This window comes from Cystobacter fuscus, assembly GCF_044360685.1.
In the GTDB taxonomy this organism is placed as follows: domain Bacteria; phylum Myxococcota; class Myxococcia; order Myxococcales; family Myxococcaceae; genus Cystobacter; species Cystobacter fuscus_C.
In genome coordinates this window covers 6,195,022-6,211,902 of the sequence record NZ_CP043491.1, presented here as the reverse complement: position 1 = coordinate 6,211,902, position 16,881 = coordinate 6,195,022, and the positions used below count along the sequence as shown (strand labels likewise).

Here is a 16,881-nt window from a genome sequence, read left to right as displayed (position 1 = left end):
GCCTCACGGCTCGGTGAAGGTCGCCGTCAGGGCGTGGTGATCGGAGGCCGCGCCCACGTCCACCACGTCTGCCCCCAGGAGCCGCTCGGCCAACCGGGGCGAGGCGAAGAGGTAGTCCGTGCGCAACTCGATGACCTCCGCGCCGCGCTGGCGCCGGGCGGTCACCCACCGGGAGGAGGCGGGCCGCCGCCGCAGCGCATCCACCCAGCCAAAGCCCTCCAGCTCATCGATGACGTCGAAGCGGGGCGGGTGGCCGTACTTGTCCAGGCCCGCGCGGCGGAGGCGGTCGGCGAGGTCCACGGGGTAGGGGTCCGCACGTGACAGTGAGTTGAGATCCCCGGCCAACAGGAACGCGCCCTGGGCGAAGGTCGAGGGAGCCAGCAGCGAGCGCAGGTAGCGCGCCTCCACGAAGCGCAGGTTCTCGTGGTGGGAGTCGAAGTGCGCCGCGAAGAGCGTCAACGGCTCCGTGCCCGTCTCCAGCTCGCACTCGAGCAGGCAGTGGCCGATGAAGTGGGCGTCGTTGTGGGCGCGGGCCGAGCGCAGGGGCAGGCGGCTCGCGACGGCGACGTGGTAGCGGTTGCCACTCGGGCGGGGGCGGGCCGTGCCCAGACGCACGTGCGCGTCGGTGACGGGGAGGTTCATCGCGGCGGCGACCTGGCCGAGGCGCTCGCCATCCTCCCAGCCCAGGCACTCCTGCAGCACGAGCACGTCCGGGTTCTCACGGGCGATGAGCGGAAGGAGCAGGGGCATTCGCTCCTCTCCACCCATCAAGATGTTGAGGGTCATCACCTTCAGCGGCATGCCGGACAGCCTACCCTCGAAGGAGCACGTCCCTGAAGAAGCCCGCACTGCTCACCAGGACCGGCTCACACGGAGATGACGATCTTGCCGAAGTGGCCGCCGGACTCCATGTAGCGCAGGGCCTCGCGCGCCTCGGCGAAGGGGAAGACGCGATCGATGACGGGCTTCGTCTTCTCCCGGCTCATCGCGCGCAGCATGTCCTCGAACATGACGCGGCTGCCCACGTAGGTGGGCACGATGCGCAGCGCCTTGCCGCCCGTGTCCACGCCGTCGGCCTTGGCCATGGCGCCCGAGAGCAGTCCAATGAGGGCGATGTGGCCCCCCTTCTTCGTGGCCCGCACCGAGTGGGGCAGGGTGCCGGCGCCGCCGACCTCGAGCACATGATCCACGCCCTCTCCACCCGTGAGCGCGAGCACCTGCTCCTCCCAGTTCGGCGACTTCTTGTAGTTGATGAGTCCCTCCGCGCCCAGCCGCTTGCCGCGCTCCAGCTTGTCGTCATGGCTGGAGGTGAGGAGGACGCGCGCTCCGAGGGTCCGGGCGAGCTGGAGGGCGAAGATGGACACGCCGCCCGTCCCCTGGGCGAGCACCGTCTGCCCCGCCTTCAGTCCTCCCTGGGGCACGAGCGCGTTCCAGGCGGTGACGGCGGCGCAGGGCAGGGTGGCGCCTTCCTCGAAGGACAGCCAGTCCGGCAGGAGGACGAGCCCCTCGGCGTCCAGGGCCACGTACTCGGCGAGCACGCCGGGCACGCTCCCGCCGAGCGCCTTGCCGACCTTCTCGGGGGTGCTCGGGCCATCCGTCCAGACCTGGAAGAAGGTGGGCGCGACCCGGTCCCCGGGCTTCACGCGCGTGACGCCCGCGCCCACGGCGACCACCTCTCCCGCGCCATCCGAGACGGGGATGACGGGGGCCTTCCCGCCCGGATACGTGCCCTTGGCGATGATGAGATCCCGATAGTTGAGCGACACGGCGCGGATGCGGACGAGCGCCTGTCCAGGGCCCGGTTGGGGCTGGGGCTTCTCGATCTGGACCCAACCCTCGATGCCGGTGGTGCTCTGCAGTTCGTAGGCCTTCATGGTGTGGTCTCCCTGGGAGTTTTCACGGTGGCCCTTCGATGCCCGGCCCCACCTGGCGTTCCGCGCCGAGCAGCACCCGCTGGAGGTGCTCGCACAACTTCGTCGTGCCGCGAACGGATTCGGGGAAGCCCTCGCCTGGAGCCCATGACGCACGCGCCTCCATCGTTTGACATTGGCGCGTTCATGGTCAGGTTGAGGCTCATGCGTGGCTTGCCGCATCACATCGCCCGGTGGTTGAGGCTCGCGCTGGCGTGCCTCACGGTCCTCGGGGCGAGCCTGCCGGCGCACGCGCATCCGGCCTCCGAGGCCGCGGTGGCTGTCTGGGTCGAGCGCCACGAGAAGGCGCGCCAGCGCCCGGCGGTGGAGGCTTCCGTTCGTCTCGAGCACCCGGCCGAGGGTTCCCCCCGTGTGCCCGCCCGTGTGGCGTTGCCGGGTTCCCTCCGGGAGTCGCGCATCGCGGCCCCATCGCGCCGTCTCTTCCTCCTTCACCGCGCGCTCCTCCACTGAGCCTTTCCCGGCACCCGTCGCTGGAAAGTCTCTCACCTGGAGGAGTTCCCCATGACCTTGCTTCCCAAGGCCGTGCGCGCGTTCGTGCGCGCCAGCCTGCGCTTCGCCTTTCGTGTCATCCGATTTCTGTTCATCCTCGCCCTGGTGGCCCTGCCCGCGCCCGTGACCGCCTGGGTGGTCGTCATCCTGGAGCCGCTGCGCCGCAACGTGCCCGCCGAGGTCCTCCGTCAGGAGGAAGAGCCGCCCCGGTGAGTTCGGCGCCGGAGTCCACATCTCCGGACGCGAGCCCCGCCGCCCGCCTCTGGTAGAAGCGGCCGCATGAAGACCGACGTCCTGATGCTGTCGTACTCCGGTTGTGGAACGTGCAAGAAGGCCCAGCAGTGGCTCGAACAGCACGGCGTGGACGCGCGCGTGCGCCCCATCGTCGAGCAACCGCCCACCCCCGCCGAGTTGGCGAAGTGGATCCCCCAGAGTGGGGTGTCCGTGCGCAAGTGGCTCAACACCAGTGGGCAGAGCTACCGCGCGCTTGGCAAGGAGAAGGTGGACGCCGCGAGCGACGCGCAGCTCGTCGAGTGGCTCGCGGCGGACGGCAAGCTCGTCAAGCGGCCGGTGCTCGTGCGGGGCTCGCGGGTGCTCGTGGGCTTCAAGCCCGAGGCCTACGAGGAACTCTTCGCCTCCCCGTGACGGCGCCCTGGGAGGAATGCCCCACGCCCCCGGGGCTTAGGGCATTTTGCCCCGACCTCCCCTGGAACAGGCCCCGGGAATAATCGGCCCGGTGGACCGTGCCCGAGGGAAGAAGGGGTGCGCCGCGCCGGTGCGGGGCCCTGGCGCGGAGGATGCACAGGGACTGCTCCCGAACGGATGCACTGGGTATGGAACCCGGTCCGAAAGGAGTCCCCACCGTGTCCTCTCCCTCTTCTTCCCGCCAGGCCGTGCGCGGCGTCCTGTTTCCCCTCATGATGATGGCGTCCGCCTGCCAGGCCCTCGGCGCGGCGCCTCCCGCGCCCTCTCCGGCCGCGCCTCCCGTTGCCGCCGCGGCCCCCGTGATCCCCTCCGTCACCGTGCCGTCGCCCGGCTCGCTCGCCCCGCTCGTCGAGGCCGTGAAGGGCGCCGTCGTCAACGTCGAGGTGCTGGCGCGCGCGCCCGTCGCCGCCACCCGGGGGATGCTCCGCCTGCCTCCGGGCTGGGCCGAGCAGTTCGGCATCCCGGGCTCGCCCCAGGGCGATGAGCGAGGCCCCGTGCAGCAGGGCCAGGGCTCGGGCTTCATCGTCGACGCCAAGGGTCTGGTGCTCACCAACAACCACGTGGTGGAGAACGCCGAGCGGGTGCGCGTGAAGCTCGACGACGGGCGCGCGTTCGATGCCCAGGTGCTCGGGAGGGATCCGCTCACCGACGTGGCGGTGCTCCAGCTCCAGAACGCGCCCAGGGATCTTCCCCACGTGGCGCTGGGTAACTCGGACGCGGTGCGCGTGGGCGACTTCGTGCTCGCCATCGGCAACCCCTTCGGCCTCGCCTCCAGCGTGAGCTCGGGCATCCTCTCGGCCCGCGCCCGAGACATCCACGCCGGGCCCTACGACGAATTCCTCCAGACGGACGCCGCCATCAACCCGGGCAACTCGGGCGGCCCGCTCTTCAACCTCAAGGGCGAGGTCATCGGCATGAACACCGCCATCGTCCGCGAGGCCACGGGCATTGGCTTCGCCGTGCCCAGCAACCTCATCCACTCGCTGCTGCCCCGGCTGGAGAAGGACGGCGTGGTGCGCCGGGGCTGGTTGGGCCTGGCCGCGCAGGATCTCACGCCGGACCTGGCCAGGGCGCTGGGACTCGAGGTGGACAAGGGCGCCATCATCGCCGATCTCAACGACGGCGGCCCCGGGGCGAGGGCGGGGCTCCAGGACAACGACGTCATCACCCGGGTGGAGGACACGCCCATCGTCTCGGCGGGCAGCCTCACCCGCACCGTGGGCCTGCTGCGTCCGGACAGCCGCGTCTCCGTGCACGTGCTGCGCGACGGCAAGCCGCTGGCGTTGCAGGTGACGCTCGGTACGCGGCCCGCCCAGCGGGGCGAGCCTGAGGTGCCCACGCGCGAGGAGGAGAGCGCCCCCGCCAGGGGCCGGCTGGGCATGCGGCTGGCGGATGATCCCCAGGGTCAGGGGGTGCGCGTGGTGAGGGTGGATCCCGGCAGCCCGGCGGAGCAGGCGGAGCTGCCTCCGGGCTCACTGCTGCGGCAGGTGGGCGAGCAGAAGGTGGCCAACGCCCAGGAGGCCGCCGAGGCGCTGCGCTTGGCCAAACCCGGCAGCATGCTGCTGCTGCGCATCCAGCCGCCCGGCTCGGACGTCACCCTGCTGCGCGCCCTGCCCGTGCCGTCCTGAGCACGCGAGGCGTGCCGACGCCCGGGGGCTTCTATCCGGGCGTGAGTCGCTGGGACTCGGCGTCCAGGCTCAGCCACTCCAGGGCTTGGCTCCTTGCTCGGCGAAGCGCCCCCCACGCTCCACCCTGTGCCGTGTCGTCCAGCTCCCGCTCCGCCAGGTAACGCCTCTCCCTCAGGGCCTCCTCCCGTGAACTGACCAGGAGTGACACGCCTCACTCCGCTGGGGTGAACCCCATCACAGCCTGCTCCGAACGGACCTGGCAGATTACGAGACATCAGGCGCCACACGGCACCTGGAGCCCTGTAATTCACCCGACGAGAGCGCGAAATGAGATTGGCCCTCCTGCTGTTGATGTTTTCGCTGACTGCATCCGCGAGACAGCCCCTCCTGGTTGCCACGTCCAGCGGGAAGATGTGGCGGTGCACTGAAGACTCCGCGACGTCCTGCACTGTCTTCAACACGGCTCCCACCTCCATGAACACCGTGCTGACGACGAACGGCTACATCTACGTGGGTCTGGGCAACGGGGTGATGTGGCGTTGCGATTCGAACAACGCCAACGCCTGCCACACCTTCAACACGCTGCCCGCCCCCATCAACAAGCTCATCGCGGCGAATGCCTACATCTATGCTGGCCTGAACAATGGCCAGATGTGGCGCTGCGATCCGAACAACTTCAACAGATGCGACAAGTTCAACACGCTCGACTCTCCGATCAAGACCCTGCTCTGGGCGAATAAATATATCTATACGGGCCTGGATAACGGGGAGATGTGGCGCTGCGACGCGAACAGTTTCAATGCCTGTTCCCGGTTCAATGCACTGGGAAACAGCATCGTGGGACTTGGCGCGACGGGAGGTTATGTTTACGCCACCACCGAAGAACCCTACTGGACGGAACTAGGCTTCTCCAATTACTACGGTTACCTGTGGCGCTGCGATCCAAGCGTCCGTGACGCTTGCGTCAAAGTCTCCCTCCCACTGCATGATATGTACCAAGCAGAGGCCCGTTCCCTCGCGGTCGCACCAGATGGTGCTCTCTACGTTGGCGATGCGATGAGCGGAGTCGTGTATCGCTGCTCCAAGGACACTTCAATCCCCTGCTCCGTCTTCCGCAGCTTCGATTCGAACGACGGGTGGAGTCCCGCTCCACCCATCAACGCAATGACCATTTCGAATGGCTATCTCTACATCGGCTTCGGCGCCCCTTACATGTCCGAGTTCGGAGTCAGAACCAGCGGCCGCTGCCCTTTGAACAACCCTGGCGCATGCGAGGTCTTTTTCAATGGAGACTCATCCGGTGTGAGTCAGATGTCCATCCCCTACGATACGATGAACCTGAAGCAAGCCTACATCGGCGAGGACTCCAGATGCTCGGTGCAGGGCGACACCCAGAAACAGCTCTGCCTGCCGTATGTCCAGTATCTGAGCAAGGAAGCGCGGCCCGCGCTGATGCTGACCGTCAAGAACGGAAAGCTGTACAACTCGCAAGGGGTCCTGTTCGACACGACGTACGCCGACCCCTCCGTGGTCCCCAACGGCGGTAACGCGGCGATCTTCGTCATGGACACTGCTGGCAACATCTACGCGAGCAATGTCCATCCGAAGACCCTCTTTCGCCAATCGAGCTTCCTGGCGGGCCAGCCTGTCACCGCCGTGGGCGAGTTGAAGGTCGAGCAAGGAGTCATCAAGGGGATCAACAACTGCACCACGTCTTATGAGTCCCAGCCCAACATGGACATGGCCGCCCAGGTGCTGCTGATGTTGGACCGCCAGGGTTATATGGACCAACCTCCGTATACGAGCTGTCCGATCACGCTCTAGGGGTACCGTTCCGGTTTTCAGACCGTATGCCGGTGAGCGCGAGGCGCAGCAACCGGCTCGCGGTGCTCGGATCGTCTTCGGTGGCGACGGCGATCGCGTTCACCAAGAGCATCAGGTCCTCCGCGGTGGCGCCGGCGTGAAGCGCGTCCACGGACGAGGCTCGTGCCACCAGAACCTCCAACACGTCGAGCAGCATGTCGGTGCAGCAGAGCTCTTCTGGCGAGAGGCCATCCGGGCCGGCCAGCAGCGCAGCGGCAAGCCCGCGGTGGGTCGCGGTGTAGACCGTCATCTCCTCGAGCCATGCAGTCAGCTCAGCGATGGGGTCCTCGCCCGGCTGCGCGGCTGCCCGTTCACAGAGCTGCGCGACGCCGGCGCGGAATACCGCCTCCAACAGCGCCCGCCGCGACGGGAAGTGTCGGTGCAGGGTCGCGGAGCCCACCCCCGCCCGCCGCGCGATCTCCTCGAGCGACGCCTGCGCACCATCCCTGCCGACCAACTCCGCGGCGGCGGCGATGATCCGCTCCCGGTTGCGTCGGCCGTCCGCTCGCAACGTCTTCACACGATCCACGGCGATCCTCTTCTTCTCGACAAACGGGGTGGGCCTCCGTATCTTGCCACCGAAGTCTAAACGGGGTGACCCCCCATTTACAGGAGACCCGCATGAGCAGCAGTGCTCCCGTTCTCGTAACCGCCGCCACGGGGCGACAGGGCGGCGCCACCGCCCGGGCGCTGCTGGAAGGCAACACATCGGTGCGGGTGATGGTGCGCAGCCCGGACGCGCCGAACGCGAAGGCCCTCGCGGCGGCCGGCGCCGAGGTGGTCGTCGGGGACCTCGACGATCCGCGGTCGCTGCGCGCCGCCTGCGCCGGGGCACGGGCGGTGTTCTCGATGCAGTCACCCATCATCTCCGCGACCGGCGTTGACTACAGCAAGGAGCGCGAGCAGGGGAAGAACCTCGTCGAGGCCGCGTTGGCCGAAGGCGTCGGCACGTTCGTGCACACCGCGACGTCAGGCGTCGGCGACCACCGGAACGTCGAGGGCTGGGCCGAGGGTCGCTGGAAGTCCCACGAGGACTACTGGGAGAACAAGCTCGCTACCTGCGAACTCGTGCGCAACGCCGGCTTCGACCGCTGGACCATCATCCTGCCCGCCACCTTCATGGACCATCCCATGCTCGATCCCGCCGGCTTCGTCGACGGGCGCCAGCTGGTCACGGTGGTCAGGACCGACCGGCCCATCGGGCTCATCGCCCCGGAGGACATCGGCAAGGCAGCCGCGGCGGCGATCAACGATCCCGCGAGGTTCAAAGGTGTGACGCTGCAGCTCGCCGGCGACCTGCTCACGCTTCCTCAGATCGCCGAGATCCTCTCGCGCCTCGACGGCAAGGAGTACGTGGTGAAGTCGGGCACGGTCGAGGAGGCCGTCGCCGCCGGCCTGCATCCCGGCGTGGCGCAGGGCATGACGTACATGAACGTCGCCCCGGTGCTGGCACGGCCCGAGCTCGCCCGCGCCTACGGTCTCTCGCCCATGAGCTTCGAGACGTGGGCCCGCCAGCAGCGAAGGATGGCCTGACCACCGATGTTCGATAGGGAGGCGCACAGGGCGAAATAGAGGGCCCGTGCGCCCGGAGTCACGGCTCAGTTGAGGATGATGGAGCAGACGCCCGCGGAGCACTGCAATCCGGAGCAGCACTCGGCGCTGGTGCCGCACTCATTGCCGCGGGGGACACACACCGAGGGGCCGGCGTCCGGGCTGCCCGTGCCACCATCAGTGCCGGGGTCCGGAGTCCCCGCGTCGCTCCCACCCGGGTCCGTGGTGCCGCCATCCGATCCCGTGCCGCTCTCGCACGCGTCGAGCGTGTCCCCGTGCATCAGGTGCGCCTTCACCGCGGGCTGCCCCACGGTGATGGTGTGCGCCTGGGAAGGATTGCCTGGAGGAACGTGACAGAGGGTCACCCAGCCGTTGTCCTCGCCGGCCGGGGTGTTCCCCTCGTCGGCCGGGGGGATGCTCCCGCCGCGCCACGGCTCGCCCGTGCTCAGGTTGTCGCCCTGGAAGCGCGGGTCGCTGCTGCTCTCCTCGGCGGTTCCTCCGCAGCCTCCCACGAGGCCCACCCACAGCGTGGCAACGACAATCGAGGCGGTGGTCGATACCTTCTTCAGGCTCATGGAGTTCCTCACGGTGAGAAGTGGTCTTCCCCTGCTCTCCTCTCTTGTTGCGCGTGCCGTTGGGAAATGGATCCGCCAGACGCGCTTTTTGTCCGCTTCTCCCGCGCGTGTCGCGCTGTCGCGCCGGCCCAAGTTCTTTGACACCCTCTCGGGCCCTGTCGGGGACACCCTCGACGGGAGAAGCGTCCGTGAACACCCGTTGGGCGCACGAACGAGAGGGGCCGCCTCCCTCGTGGGGAGACGGCCCCCGGGCCCTCAATCAGCGAGGGCGCGGACTACCTGCCGCCCAGGCTGTACACTTCGCTCGTGTACGCGCTGCCGTTGCTGAGCCCCGCGGTGATGAGCACCCGGCCATCCGGCAGCGGTGTGGCGGTGTGCTTGTAGCGGCCCTGGCCCAGGGAGCCGGTGGTGCACCATGCCCCGGTGTTCGGGTCATACAGCTCGGCGGAGGTGAGGATGCCCGTGAAGACATCGTAGCCGCCCACCGCCAGCACCAGGCCGCCGTTCAGCGGGGTGAGGGAGTGATTGCGCCGGGGCGAGTGCATGTCCCCCGTGGCCGTCCACTGGCCCATGGCCGGGTTGTACACCTCGGCGTGCGCACTGGGGGCGCCATCCACGCCGCCGCCCGTTACCAGCACCTTGCCATCGGCCAGCACCGCAGCCGCGTGGAAGCCACGCGCCGTGGCCATGCCGCCGGTGGAGGACCAGGTGCCCGTGGCCGGGTTGTACACCTCGGCCGAGGCCAGGCAGTTGAGGCCCCGGCACTCGTCCCCGCTGTCGACGAGGCCGCCCGTCACCAGCACGCGGCCATCCGACAGCACGGTGGCGGTGAAGGCGCGGCGGGCCCAGGCCATGCCACCGGTGGAAGCCCAGGTGCCCGTGGCCGGGTCATATACCTCCGCCGAGGAGAGCACCGTGCCGCCGCTGTCCTTTCCTCCCATCACCAGCACGCGGCCATCCGCCAGCCGCACCGCGGAGTGCTCGCGGCGGTACGTCACCAGGTTGCCGGTGGCAGCCCAGGCGCCCGTGGCCGGGTTGTACACCTCCGCCGACTTGATCGCACTGGCGCCATCACCGCCGACCACGAGCACACGGTCATCGCGCAAGAGGGTGGCGGTGTGGCGGCGGTGGGTGGTGCGGGGCATGCCCGTGGCCGTCCAGATGTCGTTGGCCGGGTCGTACAGCTCGGCGTCCCTGTTGTTGCCACCCACCACGAGCACCTTGCCGGACGGCAGCAGCGTGGCGGTGTGCAACTGGTAGACCTTGGCTTGGTTGCTGGTGGACTCCCACCGTCCCGAGTTGGCGGGGCAGATGCCCGTGCCCCCCACGATGTGCACCGTGCGCGTCGTGGTGGCCTCATGGCCGGCTCCATCCGCCACCGTATAGGTGACGGTGTAGCTGCCCGGGGTGGAGGTATCGACGGTGCCGGAGATCCTCACGCGGGAGGAGAGCTCTCCCTCGCAGGAGTCCGAGGCCGTGGCGCCCTGTTCGGTGTACGGGTTTCCCACATCGAGGGTGATGACGCTTGGCCCGTTGAGCACCAGCGTGGGTGCCTGGGTGTCGACGACGTTGACGGACGAGGTGCAGTGGACTTGTTGCCCGGCGGCATCCTTCGCCGAGTAGGTGATGGGCGTGGAGCCGAGCGGGAAGGAGGACTCCGCGGGCTGGGTGACATCCGTCAGCGCACAGGTGTCCGCCGCGGTGGCGGCGGGCGGCGTCACGCGGGCACCGCCTCCCACACACTCGGCGGTGATGGGGGCCGGGCACGAGACGGTGGGGGGCTCGCTGTCCTGCACGGTGACGGGGATGGCGCAGCTGGCCGTGTTGCCCGCTCTATCGGTGGCGGTGCAGGCCGCCTGGGTGGTACCCAGGGGGAAGCTGGCACCGGACGCCGGGGCGCACCGGGTGCTCACGCCGCCGCAGTTGTCGGTGGCGCTGGTGGAGTAGGTGGCCACCGCGCCGCCATCGCGACACTCGAGCACCGGCGTCTCCGCGGGGCACACGAGCGCCGGAGGCGTCAGATCCTCCACCGTGACGGTGGCCTCGCACGACGAGGAGAGCCCCAGCTTGTCCGTGCAGGTGAGGGTCACCTTCTGCGAGCCGAGCGCATACTGGCAGCCCGGTGTCTGCACGCAGCTGATCGTGTCCTTGTCATCCGGGTCGTAAGAACCGTCGTCCACGGAGGCGCAGCCGCTGCAGGCCGAATCCGCCGGGATGGTGATGCCGCGGCAGCGCGCTACGGGTGGGCGGTTGACACAGTAGCCGGAGCAACTTGGCCCATCGGATGGGTCATCCCAGACGAAGTCGGCTTTCCCGATGGCCGCCTCGGGCATACCGTGGGTGAAGGCGAACACCTCGAGGGTGTTGTGGCAGGCGTTGAGTTCGAGAGTGAAGGCGTAGGAAGGATCCAGGCCGCAGTTGTTGCAGACGGGCACCTCGGGACCGCCGTTGAGCCGGTACCAGATGCGGTCCACGAGGGCGGGCTTGCTCTTCACCACGCCGGAGATGGGAATCGTCGGGCCGGTGGCGCAGCCGGAGGCGGAGGAAATGCTCACCGCGAGCGGCGGGACGATCTTCACCCGCTGTCCGCAGCCCAGCCTCACGCTGAGGGGGGCGAAGGTGGCCGTGTTCGTCGTGCCGTCGTCGCTCTTCATGTAGGCGCCGGGCTTGAGCGTGTACTCGCCCTGCGGGAGCACCATCGACACCGAGCCTTCCGACTGGGGCTCTGTCGCCAGGGGCGTGTACCCCCAGATGGCGGGGATGCCGTAAAAGCGGCCGCCCACCGAGTAGGTGCTCTGCAGGTTCCTCCAGTCCCTGCCATCGAATTTGCCGCTCACGTCCGCCCAGGGGTTGTAGAAGCGTCCCAAGGTGGTCGCGTACTGAAGCTGCACCTCGTTGAAGCAGTACTCGTGGTCGATGAGCTTGCGATCCCCGGCGTTCAGCAGCGCGGAGTGGATGCTCGGGACGAGCGTCAGGGAGCCATTCCGGAAGAGCGCTTCGTCATACATCCCAGGCCGGGTGTTGAACGAGGCGCCTTGCGACCAGAAGCGGAGGCTCAGGTACTCCTGGTTCCACGTGCGCGGCAGATCATATGCAGAGGGGAGGGCCTGCTCGTAGTTGGAGGCCAGCTCGCCGCGGATCCGGTCGAAGGTGTGAGGGAAGGCCGTATGGGAGTAGTCCCCCGTCACCGACGCGCGCAGGTAGGTGCCGTTGTTGCCGATGGCTGGGTCGTTCGGAATGCCATCGCCGTTGCTGTCGTAGTCCGCCTCGAACCAGAGCGACTCCAGGGTGCTGCGCGAGCCGGAGTAGAGGGGGATGGAGGGATCCGCCAGCCGGACGGCGCCATAGAAGTAGGCCGGCCGCATGGAGAAGGCGTGCCGCGTCACCCCGTCCACCACCTTGGTCACAGGCGTGACCTGGTTCGCGATGACCGTGACCGGTCCGGCCGGTGTCGAGGGGGACAGCGTGGTGGTGTAGCGGGTGAACTCTCGACCCGTGCGCAGATAGCCCGAGCCCTGGAGAGACCAGTCCCCCACGTCCATCGCGGAGTTCATCGTCCACCAGGTGCTCGGGTCACTCAGGGGAGAGGTCGGGTTCGTGCTGGAGTGGCTGCGGGTAATGGTGGGGAGCGCCAGGTAGGTGGCCGAGATGGCGCGCCGGTAGGTGGAGGTCTCTCCGATGACCTCCCAGGGCCCCGTGAGGTTGCCCTGCGGCGGAGGCCGGAGGTCGTCCGTGATGGGAGTGCAGATGTGGACGACCTGGTCGCAGGCGGGGGTTGCCTGCACGGGCCTGGAGAAGGCGTAGGTGCGGCCGTCCTTGCCCCGGACGTTGTAGTACAGGGTTCTGTTCAAGGTCGTCCCACCCGTGAGGTAAGTCGCGTAGCTCTGCTGGCCCGACAGGCGGAACGTGCTGACGCCCTGCACCGAGGCGCTCAGGAACGCGGGGGACGGCGTCCCGCATGTTTCATCCGTGCCGAAGTCGAACTGGACGGCACCGATGCACGCCTTGATCTCCACCTGGGTGGGATTGGGTTGTGTCTCGCGGGGCCGGACCACGACTCCGGCCGCGGTGGGCAGGGTGTAGGCTCCGCGCCTGGCCGAAACGTTGTAGAAGACACCATCGGCTCCTCCCGCGCTGGATTCGACGAGCAGCGTGAAGTCGAACTCGGAGGGGCTCTTGAACTGGACGGTGCTTGTCTGACCGCTGTAGCCGCTCGGCTTCGTGCTGGTAGCGGTGACCTGGGCGATGGTGGAACTGGTGGAACTGCCGCTCGTGTGCCACGGATCCGCCGCGAGCAGCGCGAGGATCTCCGGAGCCTGGTTGGTCAGCCGCGCGGTCCCCTGGATGACATTGGGCTCCAACTCGATGGTGCCCCCATCCGTGGAGGCCGCGGTCATGATGGCCGACTCGGAGGCCGCGAGCTGGGGTGCCTCCTCCTCGGGGGCGAATCCGATGGGAAAGCCCTCTTGGGTCAGAGGTTCGTTCTGGGCAGGAGGTTCGTCAGGATCCACCAGGAAGGGGCCCACGGTCTTCGGCTCCCCTGACTGGAGCTCCATGGGTCCGGATTGGACGGCCCACGCCTGTCCTGGTGATTCTTCCTCCCAAGCGCTTCCACAAGCCGCCAGGAGCAGACAACTGGATACAGTCAGCACTGCCGCATACGGATGTTTCAAACTTCCCCCTCGTCTCCACACCAGGCGTGGAGATGTTTGATATTGGCAGAAGGCAGTGTCTTCACACAAGTGTGCGCATGCGAGAAATCGCCGTGCCCTCGTGGTGCCCAGGATGGAGCCGCACGGCTTATCGTGGATGTCTTGGATTGCATGATGAGAGCCCAGGAAATCCAGTCACATCTCAGGGTGTTTCGCCTGCGGCCGTCGTCCTACTTGTAAGCCTGTGCCTGGGGGTGAAGTCGGCGCTCCTCCCTGTCGCTGGAATGAAGCAGATGCAGCGGTCATGCTGCTGCCCTTGCTGGGCTGTGGCGGCGGCAACAGCAAGCTCACCATGCTGCTCAAGGACGCACCCGGCGACTTCAAGGCGGCCGTCGTCTCCCCCAATCAAGAAAGGAGGGGGGAGAGCGTGGCACCAGAGGCAGTGGACAGGAATGAGCCGAAGAAAGAGCAGATGTCCGATGAAGCAGGCTCGGGTGCTTTCAGGTAGGGCTTCCGCGGAGGGGCGGCGCACCGTGAAGCAGGAGCCTTTGCCCAGGTATTCTGGGCCGCCTCCCATGACGAAGCCCTCCGAGACGTCCTCCCTCCAGTACGGGAGCTATGGGTCAACCGAAGTAGGCGACCTGGGCGTTTCGCGCACAGGGACGTAGCACCGGCCCTGGTGTTCATAGAACTGGCCGCAGGGTGGCCGTTGCTCCATGCGACTCCAGCACCCACCATTGATCGCCACCTGCCCATCAGGGGGAGGAGCGCACGGCGGGGCCTGCTGGCGCTCCAGACGCTTCGGCGGCATGGGCACGGCGATGGCGCCGCCATCACGAGTCAACCAATCGGTCGCGACTTCCTCGGGCATGGACCGCTCTGGTGAGGGTACGACGCGAATGGGTTTGGGAGGGAGCGAGAGCACGCCCCAGAGCGCGAGGCCCACGGCGAGTGCCCCCACTGCGCGTGGTGCCCACGTGGGTGGTATGTGCCACGCCAGGCGCACCCGCTGTCCTTGAGAGGGCTTGACCCGCAGCACCACACGCAGGGCGACGAGGATGGGCACCACAGTACCCAGAGGCCTCGCGCATTCGACGGAGAAGAGGATGATTCTTCGCCTGCTCAATCCCTGGTTTCCAGCACCGATAAAAACTCGGGCCCACTCCCGCCTTTTCTTGAAGGTCATGATGACGGGGTGACTTAGCGCGTAGTCGAGAGTGCGTCCACTGTCCACGCTGGTGGACGCCGACCCTCCAGCGAAGAAGGATCAGACTGGCATCAGCTCAATTGCCTGACGCGGACGTTCATCGTCTGGTTATGCTTCCTCAAGGAAATGCAATACATGCTCTGCGCAAGCGGCCGCCCATAGCGCGAGCAGGCGGTGATTGGCGTCGCTCAGAATGCCGCCACTGCTGAGGCCGCGGACAGGAAGGAGCCGAAGAAGGAGCCGTGGACCAGGCGCGGCTGCTGCGCGGGACGTTCGCGTTGGACGTCTTTACCTACGGTATAATTTTGGCTTGGCATTGTAAGTGAGCCTCACTTCCAAGGTGTGGCCTCGTCGACGCGGTGAGTCAAACAGGAATCGTCGGCAAAACTGCAAAAGCTGCCAAAGCAGTTGTGATGTCTCGTATCAGCGTGTATATAGCGAGCCCATCGATTCCCTGTCTCCATTCCCGAGAGAGCAAGAGATGGCCTATTCCGCGAAGAAGACCGCGTGGCTGGTGGGCGCGGCGATGCTGTGCACTTCAACTGTGGCGTGTGACCAGGCAGGCCAGGTCGTCGAGCCGCAAGCCATGGACAGCATGGCGCAGGCGGCCATCGTCTCGAGCATCACCGAGGGCGACTATGTCATCCGCTCGGCGATGACCAACAAGTGTATCGACGTGGACTCGGCGAGCACGGCGGACGGCGCGAAGGTGCAGGAGTGGGAATGCAATAGCTCCGCCGCGCAGACCTTCCACCTGTCCCCGACGTCTGACGGCTACTGGAAGATCGCCAACGTCAACAGCGGCAAGGTGCTCGATATCAAGGATGTGAGCACCGCGCAGAACGCCGTCCTCCACCAGTGGTCCTACGTGGGCGCCAACAACCAGCAGTTCCGGTTCGTCGCCCGCGGCAACAACCAGTTCAGCTTCCATCCACGCCACACGGACATGGCGATTGATCTGTACTGGGGCTCGGCGGACAACGGGACCATCCTCGTGCAGTACCCGTACACGGGGGGCGCCAACCAGCACTGGACCTTCGACAAGATCGGCGGGAGCGGTGGCGGTGGCCCGGCCGGCACCGTCCCCGTGGTGGTGACCAACAAGTGTCCCTTCGCCCTCAACGTCGTCCTGTCGGGTGTGAACGACATCCCGCTGGAGAAGGACGGCGCGGGCAACAAGATCTACCGCAACCTCGGCACCGGGGGCAGCTACACCTACTACGCGCCGGGCAACTACCCCAGCGGCCGCGTGAGCGCCTACCGCACGCTGCCCTCGCCCTCCTCGCCGCGCGAGCTGGAGAAGGCCGAGTTCACGCTCGGACCCGACGGCAACGGCGTGCAGAACATCTACTACAACCTCACGTACGTGGATCACGTGGGCCTGCCCATGCAGATCTCCACCGTGGGCAACAACGGCTGCAACATGGCCCAGTGCAACAAGAGCTACAGCGCGCTGAGCTCGGCCATCGCCAACGCGTGCCCGGACGGGCTGCGCTACAACATGGGGGGCGGCACCATCTGCCTCGCGCCGCGCTCCTTCTGCATCGACGGGGAGTACGCGAGCGACCCGCGCCGCGGCTCGGTGTGCAACCGCCTGGACAGCGAGATCGCCCGGTGTGCGAGCAAGTACCCCGGTCAGTGCAACCCGGGCACGGCGAAGACGCCGCAGGTGTACGCCTGCTCGGGCAGCTTCTTCGCCGAGAGCGCCAGGTGGTGCTCGGCCATCACCCGCGGCATGGTGGACAACCCCGACAGCACGAACGTGGCCCAGTACTACAACACCGGCAAGCCCTACAACCAGTACGCCAAGTGGGTGCATGACCAGTGCGGCGCGGTGTACGGGTTCCCCTACGACGACTACCCCATGGCGGCCAACCAGGCCGGCTTCTACACCTGCAACGGTGGCCGGCAGCTCAACGTGACGTTCTGCCCCGCGGGCTGAGTCGCTCGTCCCGCGCCGCCTTCCGCGAGCATGCGTTCAAAAGCCCGGTCCCTCCATAGGGGCCGGGCTTTTATCATTCGCCGTCTTCCTTCAGGCGCACGAAGCCCTTGCCGCGGACCTTGAGCAACGGCGTGCCATACCAGAGGCCCTCCTCGACCTCGGGTCGCTCGGCGCGAGTTGCTCATAAGCGGAAGAGAGGCCGTGTGGAGGGTGAGGGCTGGAGCGGAGGTGCCGAGGAGGGCTGCGGACGGGGGCCGCCCCGAGCAGCGGCCTTCACGCCTCGACGGCTCCCCGGGGGTGAAAGAGGGGAGCTGGGTTCGATTCGTTAAATGACATAT

The 16,881-nt window shown here is 67.4% G+C and carries 14 protein-coding genes; 8 read left to right on the top strand and 6 right to left on the bottom strand.

Annotated features, from left to right (window positions below):
- Positions 1 to 3: 3 nt before the first annotated feature.
- Complete coding sequence (locus tag F0U63_RS25440; RefSeq protein ID WP_395848422.1) at positions 4 to 786, bottom strand: endonuclease/exonuclease/phosphatase family protein; 783 nt, start codon at positions 784 to 786, stop codon at positions 4 to 6.
- A gap of 80 nt (positions 787 to 866) precedes the next feature.
- Positions 867 to 1,874, bottom strand: coding sequence for an NAD(P)-dependent alcohol dehydrogenase (locus tag F0U63_RS25435; RefSeq protein ID WP_395833271.1), 1,008 nt, complete (start codon positions 1,872 to 1,874; stop codon positions 867 to 869).
- 201 nt (positions 1,875 to 2,075) lie between these two features.
- Between F0U63_RS25435 and F0U63_RS25430 the strand changes: the two genes are divergently transcribed.
- From F0U63_RS25430 to F0U63_RS25410, 5 genes are all read left to right on the top strand, one after another.
- Complete coding sequence (locus F0U63_RS25430; RefSeq protein ID WP_395833269.1) at positions 2,076 to 2,381, top strand: hypothetical protein; 306 nt, start codon at positions 2,076 to 2,078, stop codon at positions 2,379 to 2,381.
- Between the two features lie 51 nt (positions 2,382 to 2,432).
- A complete protein-coding gene (locus F0U63_RS25425) occupies positions 2,433 to 2,633 on the top strand; it encodes a hypothetical protein (RefSeq protein ID WP_395833267.1) in 201 nt (66 codons plus the stop codon).
- Between the two features lie 66 nt (positions 2,634 to 2,699).
- Positions 2,700 to 3,065, top strand: a complete 366-nt coding sequence (locus tag F0U63_RS25420) for an arsenate reductase family protein (RefSeq protein ID WP_395833265.1) — start codon at positions 2,700 to 2,702, stop codon at positions 3,063 to 3,065.
- Between the two features lie 218 nt (positions 3,066 to 3,283).
- On the top strand, positions 3,284 to 4,753 hold the full coding sequence (locus F0U63_RS25415; protein WP_395833263.1) for a trypsin-like peptidase domain-containing protein: 1,470 nt from the start codon (positions 3,284 to 3,286) through the stop codon (positions 4,751 to 4,753).
- A gap of 474 nt (positions 4,754 to 5,227) precedes the next feature.
- On the top strand, positions 5,228 to 6,577 hold the full coding sequence (locus F0U63_RS25410) for a hypothetical protein (RefSeq protein WP_395833261.1): 1,350 nt from the start codon (positions 5,228 to 5,230) through the stop codon (positions 6,575 to 6,577).
- Here F0U63_RS25410 and F0U63_RS25405 read toward each other — a convergent pair.
- Positions 6,567 to 7,145: a TetR/AcrR family transcriptional regulator gene (locus F0U63_RS25405; RefSeq protein WP_395833259.1), complete on the bottom strand. Its 579-nt coding sequence runs from the start codon at positions 7,143 to 7,145 to the stop codon at positions 6,567 to 6,569. The genes F0U63_RS25410 and F0U63_RS25405 overlap by 11 nt on opposite strands.
- Before the next feature lie 92 nt (positions 7,146 to 7,237).
- On the opposite strand from F0U63_RS25405, the gene F0U63_RS25400 reads away from it, so the two are divergent.
- Positions 7,238 to 8,149, top strand: a complete 912-nt coding sequence (locus tag F0U63_RS25400) for an NmrA family NAD(P)-binding protein (RefSeq protein WP_395833257.1) — start codon at positions 7,238 to 7,240, stop codon at positions 8,147 to 8,149.
- A 65-nt stretch (positions 8,150 to 8,214) separates the two neighbouring features.
- Here F0U63_RS25400 and F0U63_RS25395 read toward each other — a convergent pair whose 3' ends face one another.
- Both F0U63_RS25395 and F0U63_RS25390 read right to left on the bottom strand, forming a co-directional pair.
- Positions 8,215 to 8,742, bottom strand: coding sequence for a hypothetical protein (locus tag F0U63_RS25395; protein ID WP_395833255.1), 528 nt, complete (start codon positions 8,740 to 8,742; stop codon positions 8,215 to 8,217).
- Positions 8,743 to 9,017: 275 nt separating this feature from the next.
- Positions 9,018 to 13,268, bottom strand: coding sequence for a kelch repeat-containing protein (locus F0U63_RS25390; protein ID WP_395833253.1), 4,251 nt, complete (start codon positions 13,266 to 13,268; stop codon positions 9,018 to 9,020).
- Positions 13,269 to 13,698: 430 nt separating this feature from the next.
- Here F0U63_RS25390 and F0U63_RS25385 point away from each other — a divergent pair, with 430 nt between their 5' ends.
- Positions 13,699 to 13,902, top strand: a complete 204-nt coding sequence (locus tag F0U63_RS25385) for a hypothetical protein (protein ID WP_395833251.1) — start codon at positions 13,699 to 13,701, stop codon at positions 13,900 to 13,902.
- A gap of 807 nt (positions 13,903 to 14,709) precedes the next feature.
- On the opposite strand, the gene F0U63_RS25380 is transcribed toward F0U63_RS25385, so the two are convergent.
- Positions 14,710 to 14,793 (bottom strand): putative immunity protein, encoded by an 84-nt coding sequence (locus tag F0U63_RS25380; protein WP_395848421.1) that lies wholly within the window; start codon positions 14,791 to 14,793, stop codon positions 14,710 to 14,712.
- Between the two features lie 289 nt (positions 14,794 to 15,082).
- Here F0U63_RS25380 and F0U63_RS25375 point away from each other — a divergent pair, with 289 nt between their 5' ends.
- Positions 15,083 to 16,543, top strand: coding sequence for an RICIN domain-containing protein (locus F0U63_RS25375; RefSeq protein ID WP_395833249.1), 1,461 nt, complete (start codon positions 15,083 to 15,085; stop codon positions 16,541 to 16,543).
- Positions 16,544 to 16,881: the final 338 nt, after the last annotated feature.

Excerpts from the sequence above, each read along its gene's own strand:
- F0U63_RS25440 (WP_395848422.1), bottom strand. The coding sequence starts at position 786 with ATGACCCTCAACATCTTGATGGGTGGAGAGGAGCGAATGCCCCTGCTC.
- F0U63_RS25435 (WP_395833271.1), bottom strand. The coding sequence starts at position 1,874 with ATGAAGGCCTACGAACTGCAGAGCACCACCGGCATCGAGGGTTGGGTC.
- F0U63_RS25430 (WP_395833269.1), top strand. The coding sequence starts at position 2,076 with ATGCGTGGCTTGCCGCATCACATCGCCCGGTGGTTGAGGCTCGCGCTG.
- F0U63_RS25425 (WP_395833267.1), top strand. The coding sequence starts at position 2,433 with ATGACCTTGCTTCCCAAGGCCGTGCGCGCGTTCGTGCGCGCCAGCCTG.
- F0U63_RS25420 (WP_395833265.1), top strand. The coding sequence starts at position 2,700 with ATGAAGACCGACGTCCTGATGCTGTCGTACTCCGGTTGTGGAACGTGC.
- F0U63_RS25410 (WP_395833261.1), top strand. The coding sequence starts at position 5,228 with ATGAACACCGTGCTGACGACGAACGGCTACATCTACGTGGGTCTGGGC.
- F0U63_RS25400 (WP_395833257.1), top strand. The coding sequence starts at position 7,238 with ATGAGCAGCAGTGCTCCCGTTCTCGTAACCGCCGCCACGGGGCGACAG.
- F0U63_RS25395 (WP_395833255.1), bottom strand. The coding sequence starts at position 8,742 with ATGAGCCTGAAGAAGGTATCGACCACCGCCTCGATTGTCGTTGCCACG.
- F0U63_RS25385 (WP_395833251.1), top strand. The coding sequence starts at position 13,699 with ATGCTGCTGCCCTTGCTGGGCTGTGGCGGCGGCAACAGCAAGCTCACC.
- F0U63_RS25375 (WP_395833249.1), top strand. The coding sequence starts at position 15,083 with ATGGCCTATTCCGCGAAGAAGACCGCGTGGCTGGTGGGCGCGGCGATG.